Raw genomic sequence first — 15,016 nt, 5'->3', positions numbered from 1 at the left:
GCAAGGAAGGGGCCCCTGTTAACGCCTCCGGTAGAGGAAGGGCCCCTTCTTAACACACGTGCCGGGTCAGAGCGCTCTGCCCTGCGACGGGCGACCCGCCGCGTCGCGGGGCGCCATCGCCCGCGGATCGTCAGCGGTACGCGCCTGCGCCGCCTCGTCCGCCCAGTCCCGGTTGCGCTCGGCGTCCTGTTCCCGTCGGTCCCGCTCGGCCGGCTGCTGCCGGGACCCTCGCTGCTGCTGCGCCATGGCGATCCTCGCGATCCGTCGGGGGCGCGGTGCGCGCCGGTACGGTCTGCGGTCGCCCACCGCCTTCCCGGCGCGCCGACGGGCAAACGCGCAGGCGGCTCCCGGCGGGCGGGTGTTAACAAGGGGCCCTTCCTCTACCGGAGGCGTTAACAAGGGGCCCTTCCTTGCACGCATGGCGGTGGGGTGGGTGGGAATGTGGGGGTATGGATGTGGGGAGCAGCGAGGTGACGATCCCGGCGGGGGAGGCCCGCCTCACGGCGGACCTGCTGGTGCCGGCGGAACCGGTGGGAGTGGTGGCCTTCGCGCACGGCAGCGGAAGCTCCCGGCACAGTCCGCGCAACGTGGCGGTGGCTCACGTGCTCAACCGGAGCGCCCTCGGCACCGTCCTGGTGGACCTGCTGACCCCCGCCGAGGACGCGGTCGACGCCCGTACCGCCGAGCTGCGCTTCGACATCGGCCTGCTCGCCCGCCGGCTGGCGGCGATCGTCGACTGGCTCGCCGCCGAGCGGCCGTTCGGTGCGGTGCCGATCGGGCTGTTCGGCGCCAGTACGGGTGCGGCCGCGGCGCTCGTGGCCGCCGCCGAGCGCCCCGACCTGGTCGGGGCCGTGGTGTCCCGGGGCGGCCGGCCGGACCTCGCGGGCCCGGCGCTCGGGACGGTCCGCGCCCCGACCCTGCTGCTGGTGGGTGGCCTCGACGAGCAGGTGATCGCCCTGAACGAGCAGGCCCAGGACGCGCTCCCGGAGACGGCCGAGCTGACGATCGTCCCCGGCGCCACCCACCTCTTCGAGGAGCCCGGTGCCCTGGAACAGGTCGCCCACGAGGCGGCGACCTGGTTCACCACCCACCTACGCTGACGCCCCGGACGAGGGGGCGGCGCGGTGCTGTTGGACGGTGTCGATCACCCGCCAGAGCACCGCCGTGATCGGGACGGCCACGAAGGCGCCGGCGATGCCGGCGATCAGGGTGCCGGCGGTGACCGCGACCAGGATGACGACCGGGTGCAGGTTCACCTGTCGCTTCATGATCAGCGGTTCCAGCAGGTTGCCCTCGATCTGCTGCACCGCGATCACGGCGGCCAGCACCAGCAGGGCGGTGACCGGGCCATTGGCCGCGAGCGCCACCAGTACCGCCATCGCGCCGGTCACCGTCGCGCCGATGATCGGGATGAACGCGCCGAAGAAGACGATCAGCGCGAGCGGGAACGCCAGCGGCACCCCGAGCAGCACCAGGGCGAGCCCGATGCCGATGGCGTCGATCGCCGCGATCATCAGCGTGCCCCGGCTGTACGCGCCGAGCGTGTGCCAGCCGTTCCGGCCGGCCTCGGCGGTGACCGTCCGGTTCGGCCCGGTCATCCGGTCGAGCACCCACCGCCACATCGAGCGGCCGTCCTTGAGCAGGAAGAAGAGCAGCACCAGCGCGAGCAGGGCGGATCCGAGCACCTCGGCGGCGGTGCGCGCGCCGGACACCGGGTCGAGGCCGCCCCCTCCGCCGAGGGCCCGCCGGGCCTGGTCGATCAGCCGGTCGAGCTGCTGGTCGGTGACCGGCAGGGTGCGGGTCACGAAGTTCCGCGTCTCCTGCACGCCCCGGATCAGCTCGCCGCTCAGCTTGTCGAACTGCTCCGCCGTCAGGTTCCACACCAGAGCCCCGACACCGACGAGGGCACCGAGCAGCAGCACCACCGTCAGCAGCGCGGCGAGGGATCCCGGCAGTCGCAGCCGGCGCAGCAGCCGTTGCACCGGGTCGAGCATCGCGGTCAGGAAGAGGGTGGCCGCCACCGCGATGGCGAGCGGCGCCAGCAGCACCGCGATCCGGCCCAGCAGGTACAGCCCGGCGGCCACCACCACCAGGCACACGCTCCACAGCACCGCGGAGCGAACCAACCAGGGCAGGCCGGCCCACGCTGCCCGGGGCCCCCGGTCCCTCGACTCCTCAGTCGTCCGTCCGTCGTCGACCACGTCGGCCCTCCTCGATCTCCGGGCGAGTCGGTACCCGGACAGCGCTCCCGCGACACCCACGCTAGGCCCTCGGCCGGCGTCGCGACGCGAGTCGCGGCGCGACCGGGCGGTGACGTCGCCGCCGGCCCCGGGGGCGACGCCCGACACGTGGAGCAGTGGGGCCGGCGCGGTACCGCACGTCCGCGTTTGTGCCATCCGCCCCAGGGAACGCGGAGGACCGAACCCCGATCGAGGAGGATCCGCCGTGAGCGACTTCATGGACAAGGCCAAGGACTTCGCGGACAAGCACGACAAGCAGGTCGACCAGGGGCTGGAGAAGGCCGGCGAACAGGCCGACCAGCGCACCGGCGGCAAGTACGACGAGCAGACCGACAAGGGCGTGGACATGGCCCAGGCACGTACCGGCCAGGGCGACCAGGCCCGCTGACCGGCGTACCCGATCCCGGGCCGTCCCCCTGCGGGGCGGCCCGGGACCGTCTGCGTCAGCTTTCCTTGTCGCGCAGCTCCGTCCTCGTGGTCGGGCGACCGCTCAGCGCGTCCCGCACCCGGTCCACGAGGCCGGTGCCCGGGGCGAGCAGCTTGTTCGCCGGGGGCCGGTCCGGAGCGGCCGGGTGTGGCCGGGTCGGCGCGGCCTTCTTGGCCGCCTCGACCTTGCCGGCCAGCTCCATCAGTTCCTCGTGGGCCATCGCGGCCCGCAGCCGGGGGAAGAGGTCGGACTCCTCGTCCTGCACGTGGTGCCGGATCGTGCGGGTGAGGTGGGTGAGCAGTTCGTCGAACCGGGGGTCGCTGGGGTCCGCCGACTCCAGGTCCTTCATGGTCCGCTCGGCGTCGGAGTGCTCGGCGATCTCGTGTTCGGCGATCTGGTCGCCGTCCGGCAGCGCCTTGCGGGCGGCCGGGTAGACGTACATCTCCTCGGCGACCGCGTGGCGGACCAGCTCGGCGATCACCACGTCGGCCAGGTGCCGGCGGTGCTCGGGGGTGCCCTGCCGGTTCTCCAGCTCGACGAAGAGGACCTCGACCTCGCGGTGGTCGGTGATGAGGACGTCGAGAACGTCGGGTCCCGTCGTCTGGGTGTCGGTCATGTCGTGCCCCTTACCGGTTGCGGAATCGGTGCGGGCCCTCCTACCCCGGGGTCGCCGGTCGAACCCACCGCCGTCGTCCGCGCGCCCGTTGTCATCGCCGTCCGGGCTGCCGTACGCTCGGCGCGGCCCGCCCTCACGGTCCCTGTGAGGAGCAGCCATGCCCTTGAATCGTCTGCTGGCCCTTGGGGTCGGTGCTGTCACGGCGGTCGCGCTGAGCGTCCCCCCGGCCCCGGCCGCCGCCGCGGCCGGCCCGTCCCACCACCGCACGGGCGGCAGCCTGGTGCTGGTCGGTGGCGCCCTCGCCGACGACAACACCGCCATCTACGGCGGTATCGTCCGGCTCGCCGGTGGCCCCGGCAAGGCTCGGATCGGGATCTTCACCGCGGCGGCTCCGGTGCCGTCGGAGGACCCGGACGCCGGCACCCCCGACTGCAACAACAGCGTCTGCAACGGCGAGTACTACGCGAAGATCCTCAAGAGCTTCGGCGCCGCCGACGCGCAGTGGATCCCGATCGACCTGGACCATCCCGAGAAGGCCGACGACCCCGCCGTGGTCGCCCAGATCGACTCGATGACCGGCTTCTTCTTCGGCGGCGGCGACCAGTACCGGTACGTCACCACGATGACCCGGGGTGCGGCCCAGCGGGACTCGGCGGCGCTGGCCGCGGTCCGCCGCAAGTTGCGGCAGGGCGCGGTGGTCGCCGGCACGAGCGCCGGTGCCCAGATCATGGCCGGTCGCGACATGATCACCGGCGGCTCGGTCGACCCGGGACTGCGCGACGGCGCCAGGCCGGGGTACTTCGAGGATTCGAGCATCCTCGGTTACCTCCCCAAGGGCGGGTTCGGGTTCTTCACCGACGGCCTTCTGGACACGCACTTCTCCCGGCGGGGCCGGGAGGCCCGGTCGATCCGGCTCGCGTCGGACACCCGCAACCACCGGGTCTTCGGCCTCGACGAGAACACCGCTCTGGTGGTGACCGGCGTCGGCTCGCGGCGTCAGCAGTTGCGGGTCGTCGGCCAGCATGGCGTGACCGTGCTGGACCTGCGCCGGGCGCGGGTGACCGGTACCCCGGTGTGGGGCGTCGAGGGCGTGCGGTGGACGCGGCTGACCGGGGGCGACGGGTACCGCGCCGACCGCTGGCAGCCGGTCTTCGGTCCGGGCAAGCAGCGGGTGACCGGCGCGGACACCTGCGACGTGACGCCCTCCGGGGACGTCTTCTGGAATTACGGCCTGGTCAACCTCGCCGAAGGGCTGGTCGTCAACGCCGGCTGCGCGTCGGTGTCCGACGTGTCGTGGGAGAACGACCCGCAGTGGGAGGCGACGCTGACCCGGGGCCGCGGCTTCGTCGCGTACCGGGCCGGTGGGTCGACGGCGTTCGCCGACGTCGTGATCGGCATCGGCGCGAAGTGAGCACCGGAGGGCCCCCGGGTGTGCCGGGGGCCCTCCTTCCGCTACGCCCGGGCTCGTCATGCGCGTGTAACAACGGTTACTTATTGAGGTTAAAGATTAATGGATGTAACTTCTGTTTCATCGATCCGTGGCCCCCCGGAGGTGCCCATGTCCCGTGCCCGCCACAACCCCGTCCGCACCCGCACGGCGGTCCTCGCCGCCGTCAGCCTCGCCGCCACCATCGCGCCGATCGGCGTGACCGCGGCCCACGCCCAGGTCATCCGCGACCGGCAGGGCAGCTCGACCGACGTCAGCCGGGCGTCGTGGTCCGGCCCGGCCTACACGTTCAACGGATCCGGCGGCGTGGTGGCCGCCACGATGACCCAGGCGATCAACGCGATCCGTGGCGGCGCCGGATCGATCGACGTGGCCGTGCTGGCCGGCTCGGACGGCGGCACGCCCGAGTGCGACGACATCATGGGTCTGTCCGGCGTGAACTCGTGCACCACGCTGACCCTGACGAGTTCGAACGACGGCAACAACAGCCAGGTCAACGCGGACGTCCGCAACGCCGAGTTCGTCTACTTCGCCGGTGGCGACCAGTGCCGCTACGCCGCGTGGAAGGGGACTCTGCTGGAGGCGTCCGTCGAATCCGTCGTGGCCAAGGGCGGCGGCGTCGGCGGTGGCAGCGCCGGCCACCACATCAACAGCGACATCGTGTACGACGCATGCGGTGGCAGCGCCACCTCGTCGATCGCGTTGGACAACCCGTACGACCGGTCGATGACCTTCACCACCGGCATGTTCCGCTGGCCGAACTTCGCCAACACGATCAACGACTCGCACTTCGTCGCGCGGGACCGGATGGGCCGGACGATGGCCTTCGTGGCCCGGGCCATCAAGGACGGACGCACCAGTGGCGGTGCCGCCTGGGGCGTCGGCGTCGAGGAGGGCGGTTCGCTGTTCGTCGACCGGAACGGGCGGGCGACGCTGAGCGGCACCAGCGCGTACGTGGTCCTCGGCGACCACCAGCCGGAGGTGGCCGTCGCCGGGCAGCCGTTGACGTTCTCGAACTTCAAGATCTGGCGGCTGTCCAACGGGCAGACCTACGATTTCGCGAACCGCCCGACCTGCGGCTACTACCTGAAGAGCGTGACCAACGGGGTCCCGAGCGGCAACCTCTACAGTGGCACCCCGGTCACCGACTGCTCGACGCCGCCGCCACCCGGTGGCGGATCCAGCTACGCCGAGGTGGAGCCGAACGACACGCGCAACGCCGCCAACGACGTCACCGGCAACAGCTACCCGCTGACCGTCACCGGTGACATGAAGAGCAGCAGCGACCGCGACTACTTCAAGGTGAGCCTCGCCAGCGGACAGACGATCGGCGTGAGCTGCGCCGTTCCGTCCGCGTACGACGCCGACCTGTACCTGCTGACCTCCAACGGGAGCACGGTGGTCCGCTCGGTGAACGACGGCGCGGGGGTGGACGAGTCGGCCTCCTTCACCCGGACGTCCTCGGGGTCGGCCACCTACTACGTCGAGGTCGAGGCGTACTCCGGCTCCGGTACCGCCGACTACACCTGCACCGTGTCCAAGTCCTGATCCTATTCGAACCGGGCGCGGCGCCCGGCGGCCGTGAGGAGGCCGGACGCCGGTCGGCGGTTACGCTCAGCGCGTGTCGACCTCCGATCTTGCCGGCGATCCCGGCCGTCCGGCCGACGACCAGGCCGCCACCGGTCCGGATCATCCGGGGGTGGCGGCCCTGATCCGGCAGCGCCTCGGTGAGTGCAGCCCGGCGGAACGGCGAGTGGCGCGGGCGTTGCTGGCGTCGTACCCGGCCGCCGGGTTGGGCACGGTGGCCTCGCTCGCCGAGCGGGCCGAGGTGAGCGCGCCGACGGTCCTGCGCTTCCTGAGCCGACTCGGCTTCGGCGGCTATCCGGAGTTCCAGCGCGCCCTGCGGGACGAACTGGCCGAGCGGGAGACCTCGCCGTTGACCGCGTACCGCGCGGCGGAGCGTACCGGCGTCCCGCTGGCCGGAGCGCGGTCCCGGGCCGCGGCCAGCCTGCCGGACGCGGTCGCCGGCACCCTGGCCGAGTTGCCGCAGGGCGAACTGGACGCCGCCGTCCGCCTCTTCGCCGACCAGCAGCTGCGGATCACCGCCGCCGGTGGCCGGTTCTCCGGCCTGCTCGCGCACTACCTGGTGCTGCACCTGATGCAGGTGCGGGGCAACAGCCGCCTGCTCCCGGCCACCCCCGTCGAACGGACCGACATGATGGTCGACGTGGGCCGGCGGGATCTCTTCGCGCTGTTCGACTTCCGCCGCTACGAGGAGCCGACCCTCGCCCTCGCCCGCGAGGTCACCGCCCGCGGCGCCCGGATAGTCCTGTTTACCGACCGGTGGCTCTCCCCGGTGGCCGGTCTGGCCGAGGTGGTCCTGCCCAGCCGGGTCGAGTCGCCGTCGCCGTACGACAGCTTCGTGCCGACCTTGGCGCTGGTGGAGACGCTGGTGGCCGCTCTGATGGACCGGCTCGGGCCGATCGCCGGCAAGCGCCTGAAAGCGATGGAGCAGGCGCAGCAGACGTTCGAGGAGAGCTGACTTCGCGTTACAGAAACTTGAAACTTCACAGCGCTCGTAATGAGCGTTACAGTCCGGGGGCTGGTTCGTCTGGCCCCCGGAAGGACACCCCATGCGCATCCGTCAGTTCGCCCTGGCCGCCGCGGCCACGGCCCTCCTCGCCGGCACCGCCGGCTGCGGTGGTGAAACCTCCACCGCAGCGGCCGGCGAGGACGTCACGACCGTCACCGTCACCATCGAGGGTGTCGGCGAGGTCACCACCGACACCGAGCTCGCCGAGAAGGTCCCCGCCGACGTCCGCGGCCGGGGCACCCTCACCGTCGCCACCAACGCCCCCTACCAGCCCTTCATCGACTTCAAGACCGAGGGCCGCACCGACGAGTTCATGGGCCTGGACTACGACCTGTTCATGGCCGCCTCCGCCCGGCTGGGCGTCAAGGCCACCTTCAGCCAGCAGCCGTTCGACGGCCTGGTGCCGGGTCTGCAGGCCGCCAGGTACGACGCGATCGTCGGCGGCATCACCGACAAGAAGGAGCGCCAGCAGGTGGCGACCTTCGTCGACTACTCGGCCTCCGGCACCGGCTTCCTGGTCAGGACGGGCAACCCGCTGGGCGTGAAGACCGTCGCCGACCTGTGCGGCCGCAAGGTCGCCGTGCAGAAGGCCAGCAACCAGGCGAAGAACCTCGCCGAGTACAGCAAGGCCAGCTGCGCCGGTAAGGCCGTCGACGTCAAGGAGTACCCGGAGAACCCGCAGGCGGTGCAGGCGCTGATCGCCGGCAACGTCGACGTGGTCGCCGCCACCAAGGTCAACCTGGTGGACGTCGCCCCCACCCTGACCGGCAAGGCCGAGCTGGTCGACGACCCGTCCGCCCCGAACGGGTGGCTGGCCAGCCCCAACGGCTTCGGCTTCCTCAAGGCGAAGAAGGAGCTGGCCGAGGCGTACCGGGCCGCCGTGCAGTCGCTGATCGACGACGGCACGTACACCAAGATCCTCGCCCGGTGGAAGCAGGAGCCGATCGCCGTCAAGCAGGCCACGATCGACCAGGCCATCGACTGAGCACGGCGGAGGCGACCCCCTGAACCGCGGTCGCCGGGCGCCCTTCCGACTCCGTGAGGGCGGGCCCGGAAGGCGCGCCCGGCGACCGCCGCACCCGTCCCCGCTGGAGGCACCTCAATGACGAGCGACACCGAGACCGTACGGGTCGTCCCCGTCCGGCACTACGGTCGCTGGCTGACCGCGATCCTCGTGGCCGGCGTGGCGGCCCTCTTCCTCCGGGCGCTGCTGGACAGCCCCAACCTCGAACCCGCCACCATCGGCGCGTACCTCTTCAAGGACTACATCCTCGACGGCGTCGTCACGACGCTCTGGCTGACCCTGCTGGCGATGCTGCTCGGCACGGCCGGCGGCGTCCTGCTCGCGGTGATGCGGCTGTCGGCCAATCCCGTGCTGCGCGGTGTCTCCTGGGCCTTCATCTGGGTGTTCCGCGGCACGCCACTGCTGGTGCAGATCATCTTCTTCGGCTTCCTCGGGGCGCTCTTCCCCCGGCTCACGCTGAGCGTGCCGTTCACCGGCACGGTGCTCTTCGACCAGCCGACCAGCGTGGTCGTCACCGGCACCGTCGCCGCCGTGCTGGCCCTGTCGCTCAACGAGATGGCGTACGCCGCCGAGGTCATCCGCGGCGGCATCCTCGCCGTCGACGCCGGCCAGAGCGAGGCCGCCGCCGCCCTCGGCATGAGCCCGGCCCTGACCCTGCGCCGGGTGGTGCTGCCCCAGGCGATGCGGGTCATCATCCCGCCGATGGGCAACGAGACCATCACCATGCTGAAGTCCACCGCGCTGGTCTCGATCATCGCCGGTCGCGACCTGATGACCGCCGTGCAGACCGTCTACCAGGGCAACTACAAGGTGATCCCGCTGCTCGTGGTGGCGGCGATCTGGTACCTCGCACTGGTCAGCCTGCTCTCGGCCGGCCAGTGGTTGATCGAGCGCCGGTTCGGGCGCGGCTTCGCCCGGGGAGGAGTCCGATGACGGCGACCGACGGGACGGTGGCTACGGCGACCCGTCCGATGGTGAAGGCCGAGGGCGTCACCAAGCGGTTCGGCCACGTCGAGGTGCTCAAGGGCATCGACCTCACCGTCGCGCCCGGCGAGGTCGCCTGCCTGCTCGGCCCCTCCGGCTCCGGCAAGTCCACCTTCCTACGCTGCGTCAACCACCTCGAACGCATCGACGGCGGGCAGCTCTGGGTCGACGGCGAGCTGGTCGGCTACCGCCGGCAGGGCGACAAGCTCTACGAGCTGAAGGCCCGCGAGGTCGCCCGCCGCCGACGCGACATCGGCATGGTGTTCCAGCGGTTCAACCTCTTCCCCCACCTGACCGCACTGGGCAACGTCATGGAGGCGCCGCTGCGCGTCCTCGGCGTCCCGCGCGAGAAGGCCCGCGCCGAGGCGCTCGCCCTGCTGGAACGCGTCGGCCTGGCGGAGAAGGCGACCGCCTACCCGGCCCAGCTCTCCGGCGGCCAGCAGCAGCGGGTGGCCATCGCCCGGGCGCTGGCCATGCACCCGAAGCTGATGCTCTTCGACGAGCCGACGTCGGCCCTCGACCCGGAACTCGTCGGCGACGTGCTCGATGTCATGAAGAGCCTCGCCGCCGACGGCATGACCATGGTCGTGGTGACCCACGAGATGGGCTTCGCCCGCGAAGTCGCCGACACCGTCGCGTTCCTCGACGGCGGGGTCGTGGTGGAGGCCGGCCCGCCCGACGAGGTGCTGGGCGACCCGAGGCACGCCCGCACCCGCGCGTTCCTGGACAAGGTCCTGTGAGCGTCCACAACCCGGTGGTGGAGAGCGCCGAGCTGCTCGCCGCGGCCGGCGACCGGCTCGCGTCGTACCACCAGCGGCTCGCCCAACTCGTCGCCGTCGACTCCGGATCCGGTCACGTGGACGGTCTGCGCCAGGTCGCCGACCTGGTGCAGACCTGGTGCCTCGCGGCCGGCCTGGCGGTCGAGCGTGAGCCGGTCACCCACCGGGGCGGCGCGCCCCTCGGCGACGTGCTGGTCGGCCGCCGACGTGGGCGCGGTGACCGGCGGATCCTGCTCGTCGGTCACCTGGACACCGTGTTCCCACCGGGGACCGCCGCCGCCCGCCCGTTCCGCGTGCAGGACGGCCGGGCGTACGGGCCGGGGGTCAGCGACGACAAGGGCGGCGTGCTCGCCGGCCTGGCCGCCGTCGAGGTGCTGGCCCACCTCGGCCTCGACGGGTACGGCGAGCTGCTGCTCGTCTGCACCCCGGACGAGGAGATCGGCTCCCCGGGGAGCCGGCCGCTGCTGCGTACCCTCGGCGCCGAGGCCGACGTGGCGCTCTGCCTGGAGTGCGCCCGTGACAACGGCGACCTGGTCTCCGCCCGCAAGGGCGTCGCCGACCTGGAGGTGACCCTCCGGGGCCGTGCCGCGCACGCCGGCATCGAACCGGAGCGGGGCGCGAACGCCCTGGTCGCCGCCGCGCGGTTGGCCGTCGCGCTGGACGCCCTCAACGGTCGATGGCCCGGGGTGACGATCAACGTCGGGCACCTCGCCTCGGGAGACCGGCCCAACGTGGTCCCCGACCGTGCGCGGATGCTGGTCGACCTACGGGCGTGGCACACCCGCGAGTACGAGGCCGCCCTCGCCGAGATCCGCCGCCTGGTCAGTGAGCCGCAAGTCGCCGGCGTACGCGCCGACCTGGCGGTGCACGCGCCCACCCCGCCGTGGGAGCACGGGCCGGCCGGCCACCGGTTGGCCGAGCTGGCCGCCAAGGTGGGTGCCGGGCTGGGTGTACCGGTGTCGCACACCGCCACCGGCGGCTGCGCCGACGCGAACCTGCTGGCCGAGGCCGGCGCGGCGGTGCTCGACGGGCTGGGCCCGGTCGGCGGAGCCGACCACAGCCCGGCCGAGTGGCTGGACCTGGACTCCGTCGTCCCCCGCACCGCGCTGCTCGCCGGGCTGGTCCACGAGGTCAGCCGGGGGTGGACCGTCACCCGTTGACCGGCGGGCGCCGGCATCCCGAGCGCGGCGACGGCCGGCGCCGGCTGGGCGACGCGGCCACCGTCCCCGGAGACGCCGACGGGCCGACCTCCCCGGTGAGGGGAGGCCGGCCCGTGACCGGTCAGGAGGAGTAGCCGCGCTCCGCGATCCAGTTCGCGACCTTCTCCAGGGTCATCCAGTACTCGCCCTGCGGCGCGGCCGGGTCGGCGATGCGGACGAGGTCACCGCCGTCGCGGTAGCCCACCAGGGTCAGGTAGTGGCCGCCCTCGTACGAGTGCGGGGCGCCGTCGGTGTCGACGGCCGTGCCCTTGACGTTCGCCACGACCGGACGCCCGGCGTCCACCGCGTCGAGCATGTCCTTCCGCAGCCGGTCGACCTCCTCCGGCTTGGCCAGCGGGCCCCGGATCTCGGTGGTCCGGTACTTCCCACCGGTCAGCTCGTTGAGCACCCGGGTGGTGTCCAGCGCCGAGTCGGTACCGGCCTCGGTGGTGCCCAGCATCTTCGCGACCTCGTCCTGCGGCAGCGCCTTGCCCTGCGCCGACAGCGCGATCCGGGTCGCGGCCGGGCCGCAGTAGTAGAAGTTGGGCTGGGCCTCGTACTCGATGCCCAGCATGCGCTCGGCCCGCTTGTCCCGGCCCGGCTTGTCGTTCCGGTCACCCTTGTCGGCCCGGACCGACGTGACCGGGTCGGTGCCGGCCGGGGCGGCGTGGGCGCTGGCGGTCGGCCCGACGACGCACCCGCCGGCGACGAGCAGGCAGGCGACGGACAGGCCACTCTTCTTCGCGATGAGACTCATAAGTCGGGCTCCATTCGGGGGGTCTGACGCCTCCGGCGGGCCGGAGACGGCAAGCACCAGGAAAGGCGCTCGGCTCAGCTACGTGAAAGCCCGGGGCGGGACGGCCCGCGGGCACACCGGTTCTGCAACGGGCCGGCCCGGACGCGATTCGCGTCGGGTTCGACCACCGGAGAAGACAACAGCAGGGGAAGGGCGGGGATTCCGGGGTACGGGTGGCGCCGGTCACGCGGTACGCCTGTGCTCGGGGTGCGGCGACGGGGGCCAGGCGGCTCGTGCGCCCCACTGGGCGCGGCCGAATCCGGTCAGCCGGTCACAGGCTTCCCAGCAGGCGCGTCACGGTGATCTCGATGACGACCCGGGCCGGATTGGGGCGCGGGGTGCGGTAGCGCTCGGCGTACCGGCGCTCGGCCTCGGCCACCGCCGCCGGGTCGGATCGCACGACCGCCCGGCCCTCGATGGTGAGCCAGCGCCGGCCGTCCACCTGGCACACCGCCACCGAAGCGCCCTCGGCGCCCGCGGCGGCCACGTGCCGGGCCTTGAGGGACGTCCCGCTGGTGATGACACGGGCCAGACCGGCGGCCGGGTCGAGCGTGACCCCCACCGGTACGACGTGCGGGGTGCCGTCGGCGCGCAGCGTGGTCAACGTGGCGAGGTGCCGCTCCCGGCTGAACTCGACAACCCGCTGATCCCGCAGCTCCACCCGCTTCCCCCTCCTCCCGGCCGGTCCGATCCTCGCACGCCGCCCGTCCGGTCGATCATCGACCCGTGGTGGGCGGTCTGTCATGGCATGCCGGATTCGCCCGGCACCGCCACTCCGGCACCGCAACTTCAGGATCACGGCGAGCGGTGCCGGCCACGGGGCAGCAGCGGCAGCGTGCGCCGGGCGAGGGTGGCCGGGTTGGGCTAGCGTGACTGGTGTGTCGCGGGAGGCCTGGCTGATCCTCGGCGTCGTGGCGGTCGCCACGCTCGTCGGCGCCGTGCTGCTGGCCATCCGGGTGTTCCGCATGCGTCGCATGCTCGGCGACCTCGGCGTGGGAGGCCGGGTCGCCTTCTACGGCGCGCTGATCTACACGATCCTGCCGGTCGACGTGCTGCCCGACCCGATCTACCTGGACGACATGGCCGTGCTGGCCGGCACCCTGCTCTACCTGGGCCGTCTCGTGCGCCAACGGCGGGCCGTCCACCGCGGCGACGCCGGGCTGCCCGGCCAGCCGACCCCACCAGCCGTCACCCGCCGGCCGGGCGGCCGGTAGGCGGGGACGGCCCGGACGGCTGCGCGGCCGGTAGGCCGGGACGGTCGGCAGGCCGGGACGGTCGGCAGGCCGGGACGGTCGGCAGGCCGGGACGGCTGCGCGGCCGGTAGGCCGGGACCGTCAGTAGGCCGGAATGGCCGCGTGGCCTCGGGCCACCGCCGCCGTCGGCGTCACCGCCGGAATCTCCCGGGTCTGCTCCGGCTCGCGCCCGCCGATCAACGCGAGCACCGACGGCTGCTCCTCGGGGCGGCGGCGGGTCGCCGCGTACGCCTCGGTGCGCAGGGCGCGTGCCGCCTCGGCGGCGCGCTCGGCGGCCCGCCACGCCGCCTGCTCCCGCTCCCGGGCCGCACAGTGGCGGGCGGCGAGGTTGTCGCGGGCCGCCCGGCGCAGCACCAGCTCCTGCTCGACCGGGTGCAGCCGGGGATCCCACCCGTCCTGATGGGCGAGGACGGCGGTGAGCTGCTCCACCGACAGTTCACCTCGCTCGTACGCGCCCCGCGCGGCCCGGTGCAGGAACCGCTCCCGCTCGGCGTACTCCGCCGGGGTCCGGACCGTACGCGGCAGAGGCAGCGCCGCGGCCGTGGTCAACCGGTGCACCTCGGCCTCCGCCTCCTGGTACGCCGTCCAGGCCGACTCGACCGCTTCCTGCGCGGTCAGCCACTCGGTACGCAGCCGGCGGGCGGTGGTCGCCGCCCGGTCCGCGGCGACGCCGACCTCCCCGGCGTACCGGCTCAACTCCCGTTCCTCCGCCGCCCGTTCCAACTCGCTCGGCATCGCGGCACGGTGGATCCGGGCGCCGACGCCGAGGCGCAGCCGGCCGGGCCGCAGCAGCAGGGCGGCAACGGTGACGGCGACCACCGCGAGCAGGCTGAGCCAGATCACGGCGGCACGGGGAACGTCGAGGAGAACGGCGGAGAGCACGGTCTGCATCAGGTGACACCTTGCGGTCGGAGGACGAACTCGACTGTGGTGGCCCGGTGACGGGCAGGAGATCGGTGTGCCGGCGGGATCCGGGAACGGTGCGCCCCTCGCGGGGCTTGTTCCCTTCCAACACGCGAAAGGAGGAGCGCGCGTCGCGCGTCAGGGGCGCCGGATCAGGCGGTGGGCGGGCCCCGGCGGGTGGTTCCACCCTCGCCCGGCTCGCCCGCCGGCTCGTGCCGGCCGTCGGTGACCACACCGCGGCTCACGGTCAGCTCGCCGAGCGGCCGGACGACGGCTCCGCCGGCCGGCGTGGACCCGTCCCACGTCGCGGGCACGGCGGCCCACGTCGCGACGGTCCGCAGGGCGGGCGAGTCGGTCGGCCCGGACGCCGCCACGGGATCGGCGTCGATCACGATGCCCGGTCGGGCCGCCTCGACGACCGCCGGCGGCGGTGCGGCGGTGGCGGTGGCCGGGGCGCCACCGAACCCGGCGCCGAGCGCCAGCGCGACGACCGCCAGCCGTGTCACCTCGCGCAGCGACCGCAGCACGGCGCCCCACAGCGGGCGGGCGGGCGCGACGGACGACACCCGACAAACCTATCGCCGGACGGCGGCCGGCGCAGCCTTCGGCGGGCACGAAGCGGGTGACCGCGACCACGTGTGCGATGTGGACCAGTGCGGGGCCGGCGTAGGTGTGCCGGCGTCCGCCGAGCACGCGCCTTCCGGTGGGCGTCACCCACGATCAATCCCACGGCACCACGCACCCGACGGTGTTCG

Annotated in this window: 17 protein-coding genes; 10 read left to right on the top strand and 7 right to left on the bottom strand. The window is 73.1% G+C overall.

What is annotated here, in order from left to right; translation table 11 throughout:
• Nucleotides 1-66 precede the first annotated feature (66 nt).
• Nucleotides 67-246 carry a hypothetical protein gene (locus ACN26Y_RS05125; RefSeq protein ID WP_155329164.1) on the bottom strand — a complete coding sequence of 60 codons (180 nt, stop codon included), beginning with the start codon at nt 244-246 and terminating at the stop codon, nt 67-69.
• A gap of 203 nt (nt 247-449) precedes the next feature.
• On the opposite strand from ACN26Y_RS05125, the gene ACN26Y_RS05120 reads away from it, so the two are divergent.
• Nucleotides 450-1,100, top strand: a complete 651-nt coding sequence (locus tag ACN26Y_RS05120) for a dienelactone hydrolase family protein (RefSeq protein ID WP_155329163.1) — start codon at nt 450-452, stop codon at nt 1,098-1,100.
• Here ACN26Y_RS05120 and ACN26Y_RS05115 read toward each other — a convergent pair.
• Complete coding sequence (locus ACN26Y_RS05115; RefSeq protein ID WP_422734407.1) at nt 1,092-2,201, bottom strand: AI-2E family transporter; 1,110 nt, start codon at nt 2,199-2,201, stop codon at nt 1,092-1,094. The genes ACN26Y_RS05120 and ACN26Y_RS05115 overlap by 9 nt on opposite strands.
• A 244-nt stretch (nt 2,202-2,445) precedes the next feature.
• Between ACN26Y_RS05115 and ACN26Y_RS05110 the strand changes: the two genes are divergently transcribed.
• Nucleotides 2,446-2,628, top strand: coding sequence for an antitoxin (locus ACN26Y_RS05110; protein ID WP_155329161.1), 183 nt, complete (start codon nt 2,446-2,448; stop codon nt 2,626-2,628).
• Between the two features lie 55 nt (nt 2,629-2,683).
• On the opposite strand, the gene ACN26Y_RS05105 is transcribed toward ACN26Y_RS05110, so the two are convergent.
• Nucleotides 2,684-3,283, bottom strand: coding sequence for a hemerythrin domain-containing protein (locus ACN26Y_RS05105; RefSeq protein ID WP_155329160.1), 600 nt, complete (start codon nt 3,281-3,283; stop codon nt 2,684-2,686).
• Between the two features lie 157 nt (nt 3,284-3,440).
• Here ACN26Y_RS05105 and ACN26Y_RS05100 point away from each other — a divergent pair, with 157 nt between their 5' ends.
• From ACN26Y_RS05100 to ACN26Y_RS05070, 7 genes are all read left to right on the top strand, one after another.
• Entirely contained in the window at nt 3,441-4,694 is a 1,254-nt protein-coding gene (locus ACN26Y_RS05100) for a cyanophycinase (protein WP_155329159.1), read from the top strand.
• 147 nt (nt 4,695-4,841) lie between these two features.
• Nucleotides 4,842-6,278: a pre-peptidase C-terminal domain-containing protein gene (locus tag ACN26Y_RS05095; protein ID WP_155329158.1), complete on the top strand. Its 1,437-nt coding sequence runs from the start codon at nt 4,842-4,844 to the stop codon at nt 6,276-6,278.
• 73 nt (nt 6,279-6,351) lie between these two features.
• Entirely contained in the window at nt 6,352-7,272 is a 921-nt protein-coding gene (locus tag ACN26Y_RS05090; RefSeq protein ID WP_230688884.1) for a MurR/RpiR family transcriptional regulator, read from the top strand.
• A gap of 91 nt (nt 7,273-7,363) precedes the next feature.
• A complete protein-coding gene (locus tag ACN26Y_RS05085) occupies nt 7,364-8,308 on the top strand; it encodes an ABC transporter substrate-binding protein (RefSeq protein ID WP_155329157.1) in 945 nt (314 codons plus the stop codon).
• Nucleotides 8,309-8,425: 117 nt separating this feature from the next.
• Nucleotides 8,426-9,280 (top strand): amino acid ABC transporter permease, encoded by an 855-nt coding sequence (locus ACN26Y_RS05080; RefSeq protein ID WP_155329156.1) that lies wholly within the window; start codon nt 8,426-8,428, stop codon nt 9,278-9,280.
• Nucleotides 9,277-10,071 (top strand): amino acid ABC transporter ATP-binding protein, encoded by a 795-nt coding sequence (locus ACN26Y_RS05075; RefSeq protein WP_305070150.1) that lies wholly within the window; start codon nt 9,277-9,279, stop codon nt 10,069-10,071. Before ACN26Y_RS05080 ends, ACN26Y_RS05075 begins: the two co-directional genes overlap by 4 nt.
• Nucleotides 10,068-11,270, top strand: coding sequence for a M20/M25/M40 family metallo-hydrolase (locus ACN26Y_RS05070; RefSeq protein WP_155329155.1), 1,203 nt, complete (start codon nt 10,068-10,070; stop codon nt 11,268-11,270). The genes ACN26Y_RS05075 and ACN26Y_RS05070 overlap by 4 nt, the downstream gene beginning before the upstream one ends.
• Before the next feature lie 121 nt (nt 11,271-11,391).
• Here the strand turns inward: ACN26Y_RS05070 and ACN26Y_RS05065 are convergent, their stop codons facing one another.
• Together ACN26Y_RS05065 and ACN26Y_RS05060 are read right to left on the bottom strand one after the other, a co-directional pair.
• Complete coding sequence (locus tag ACN26Y_RS05065) at nt 11,392-12,066, bottom strand: C39 family peptidase (protein ID WP_155329154.1); 675 nt, start codon at nt 12,064-12,066, stop codon at nt 11,392-11,394.
• Between the two features lie 310 nt (nt 12,067-12,376).
• Complete coding sequence (locus ACN26Y_RS05060) at nt 12,377-12,766, bottom strand: pyridoxamine 5'-phosphate oxidase family protein (protein WP_230688883.1); 390 nt, start codon at nt 12,764-12,766, stop codon at nt 12,377-12,379.
• A 217-nt stretch (nt 12,767-12,983) separates the two neighbouring features.
• Here ACN26Y_RS05060 and ACN26Y_RS05055 point away from each other — a divergent pair, with 217 nt between their 5' ends.
• On the top strand, nt 12,984-13,319 hold the full coding sequence (locus ACN26Y_RS05055; protein ID WP_155329152.1) for a YkvA family protein: 336 nt from the start codon (nt 12,984-12,986) through the stop codon (nt 13,317-13,319).
• Nucleotides 13,320-13,439: 120 nt separating this feature from the next.
• On the opposite strand, the gene ACN26Y_RS05050 is transcribed toward ACN26Y_RS05055, so the two are convergent.
• Both ACN26Y_RS05050 and ACN26Y_RS05045 read right to left on the bottom strand, forming a co-directional pair.
• The gene (locus ACN26Y_RS05050; RefSeq protein ID WP_155329151.1) at nt 13,440-14,249 is read right to left on the bottom strand and encodes a hypothetical protein; all 810 of its coding nucleotides are present in this window, start codon (nt 14,247-14,249) and stop codon (nt 13,440-13,442) included.
• 164 nt (nt 14,250-14,413) lie between these two features.
• On the bottom strand, nt 14,414-14,827 hold the full coding sequence (locus tag ACN26Y_RS05045) for a hypothetical protein (RefSeq protein WP_422734406.1): 414 nt from the start codon (nt 14,825-14,827) through the stop codon (nt 14,414-14,416).
• Between the last annotated feature and the right edge of the window lie 189 nt (nt 14,828-15,016).

Source organism: Micromonospora sp. WMMD558 (assembly GCF_049315255.1).
In the GTDB taxonomy this organism is placed as follows: domain Bacteria; phylum Actinomycetota; class Actinomycetes; order Mycobacteriales; family Micromonosporaceae; genus Micromonospora.
This window is presented reverse-complemented; position numbering and strand designations above follow the sequence as displayed.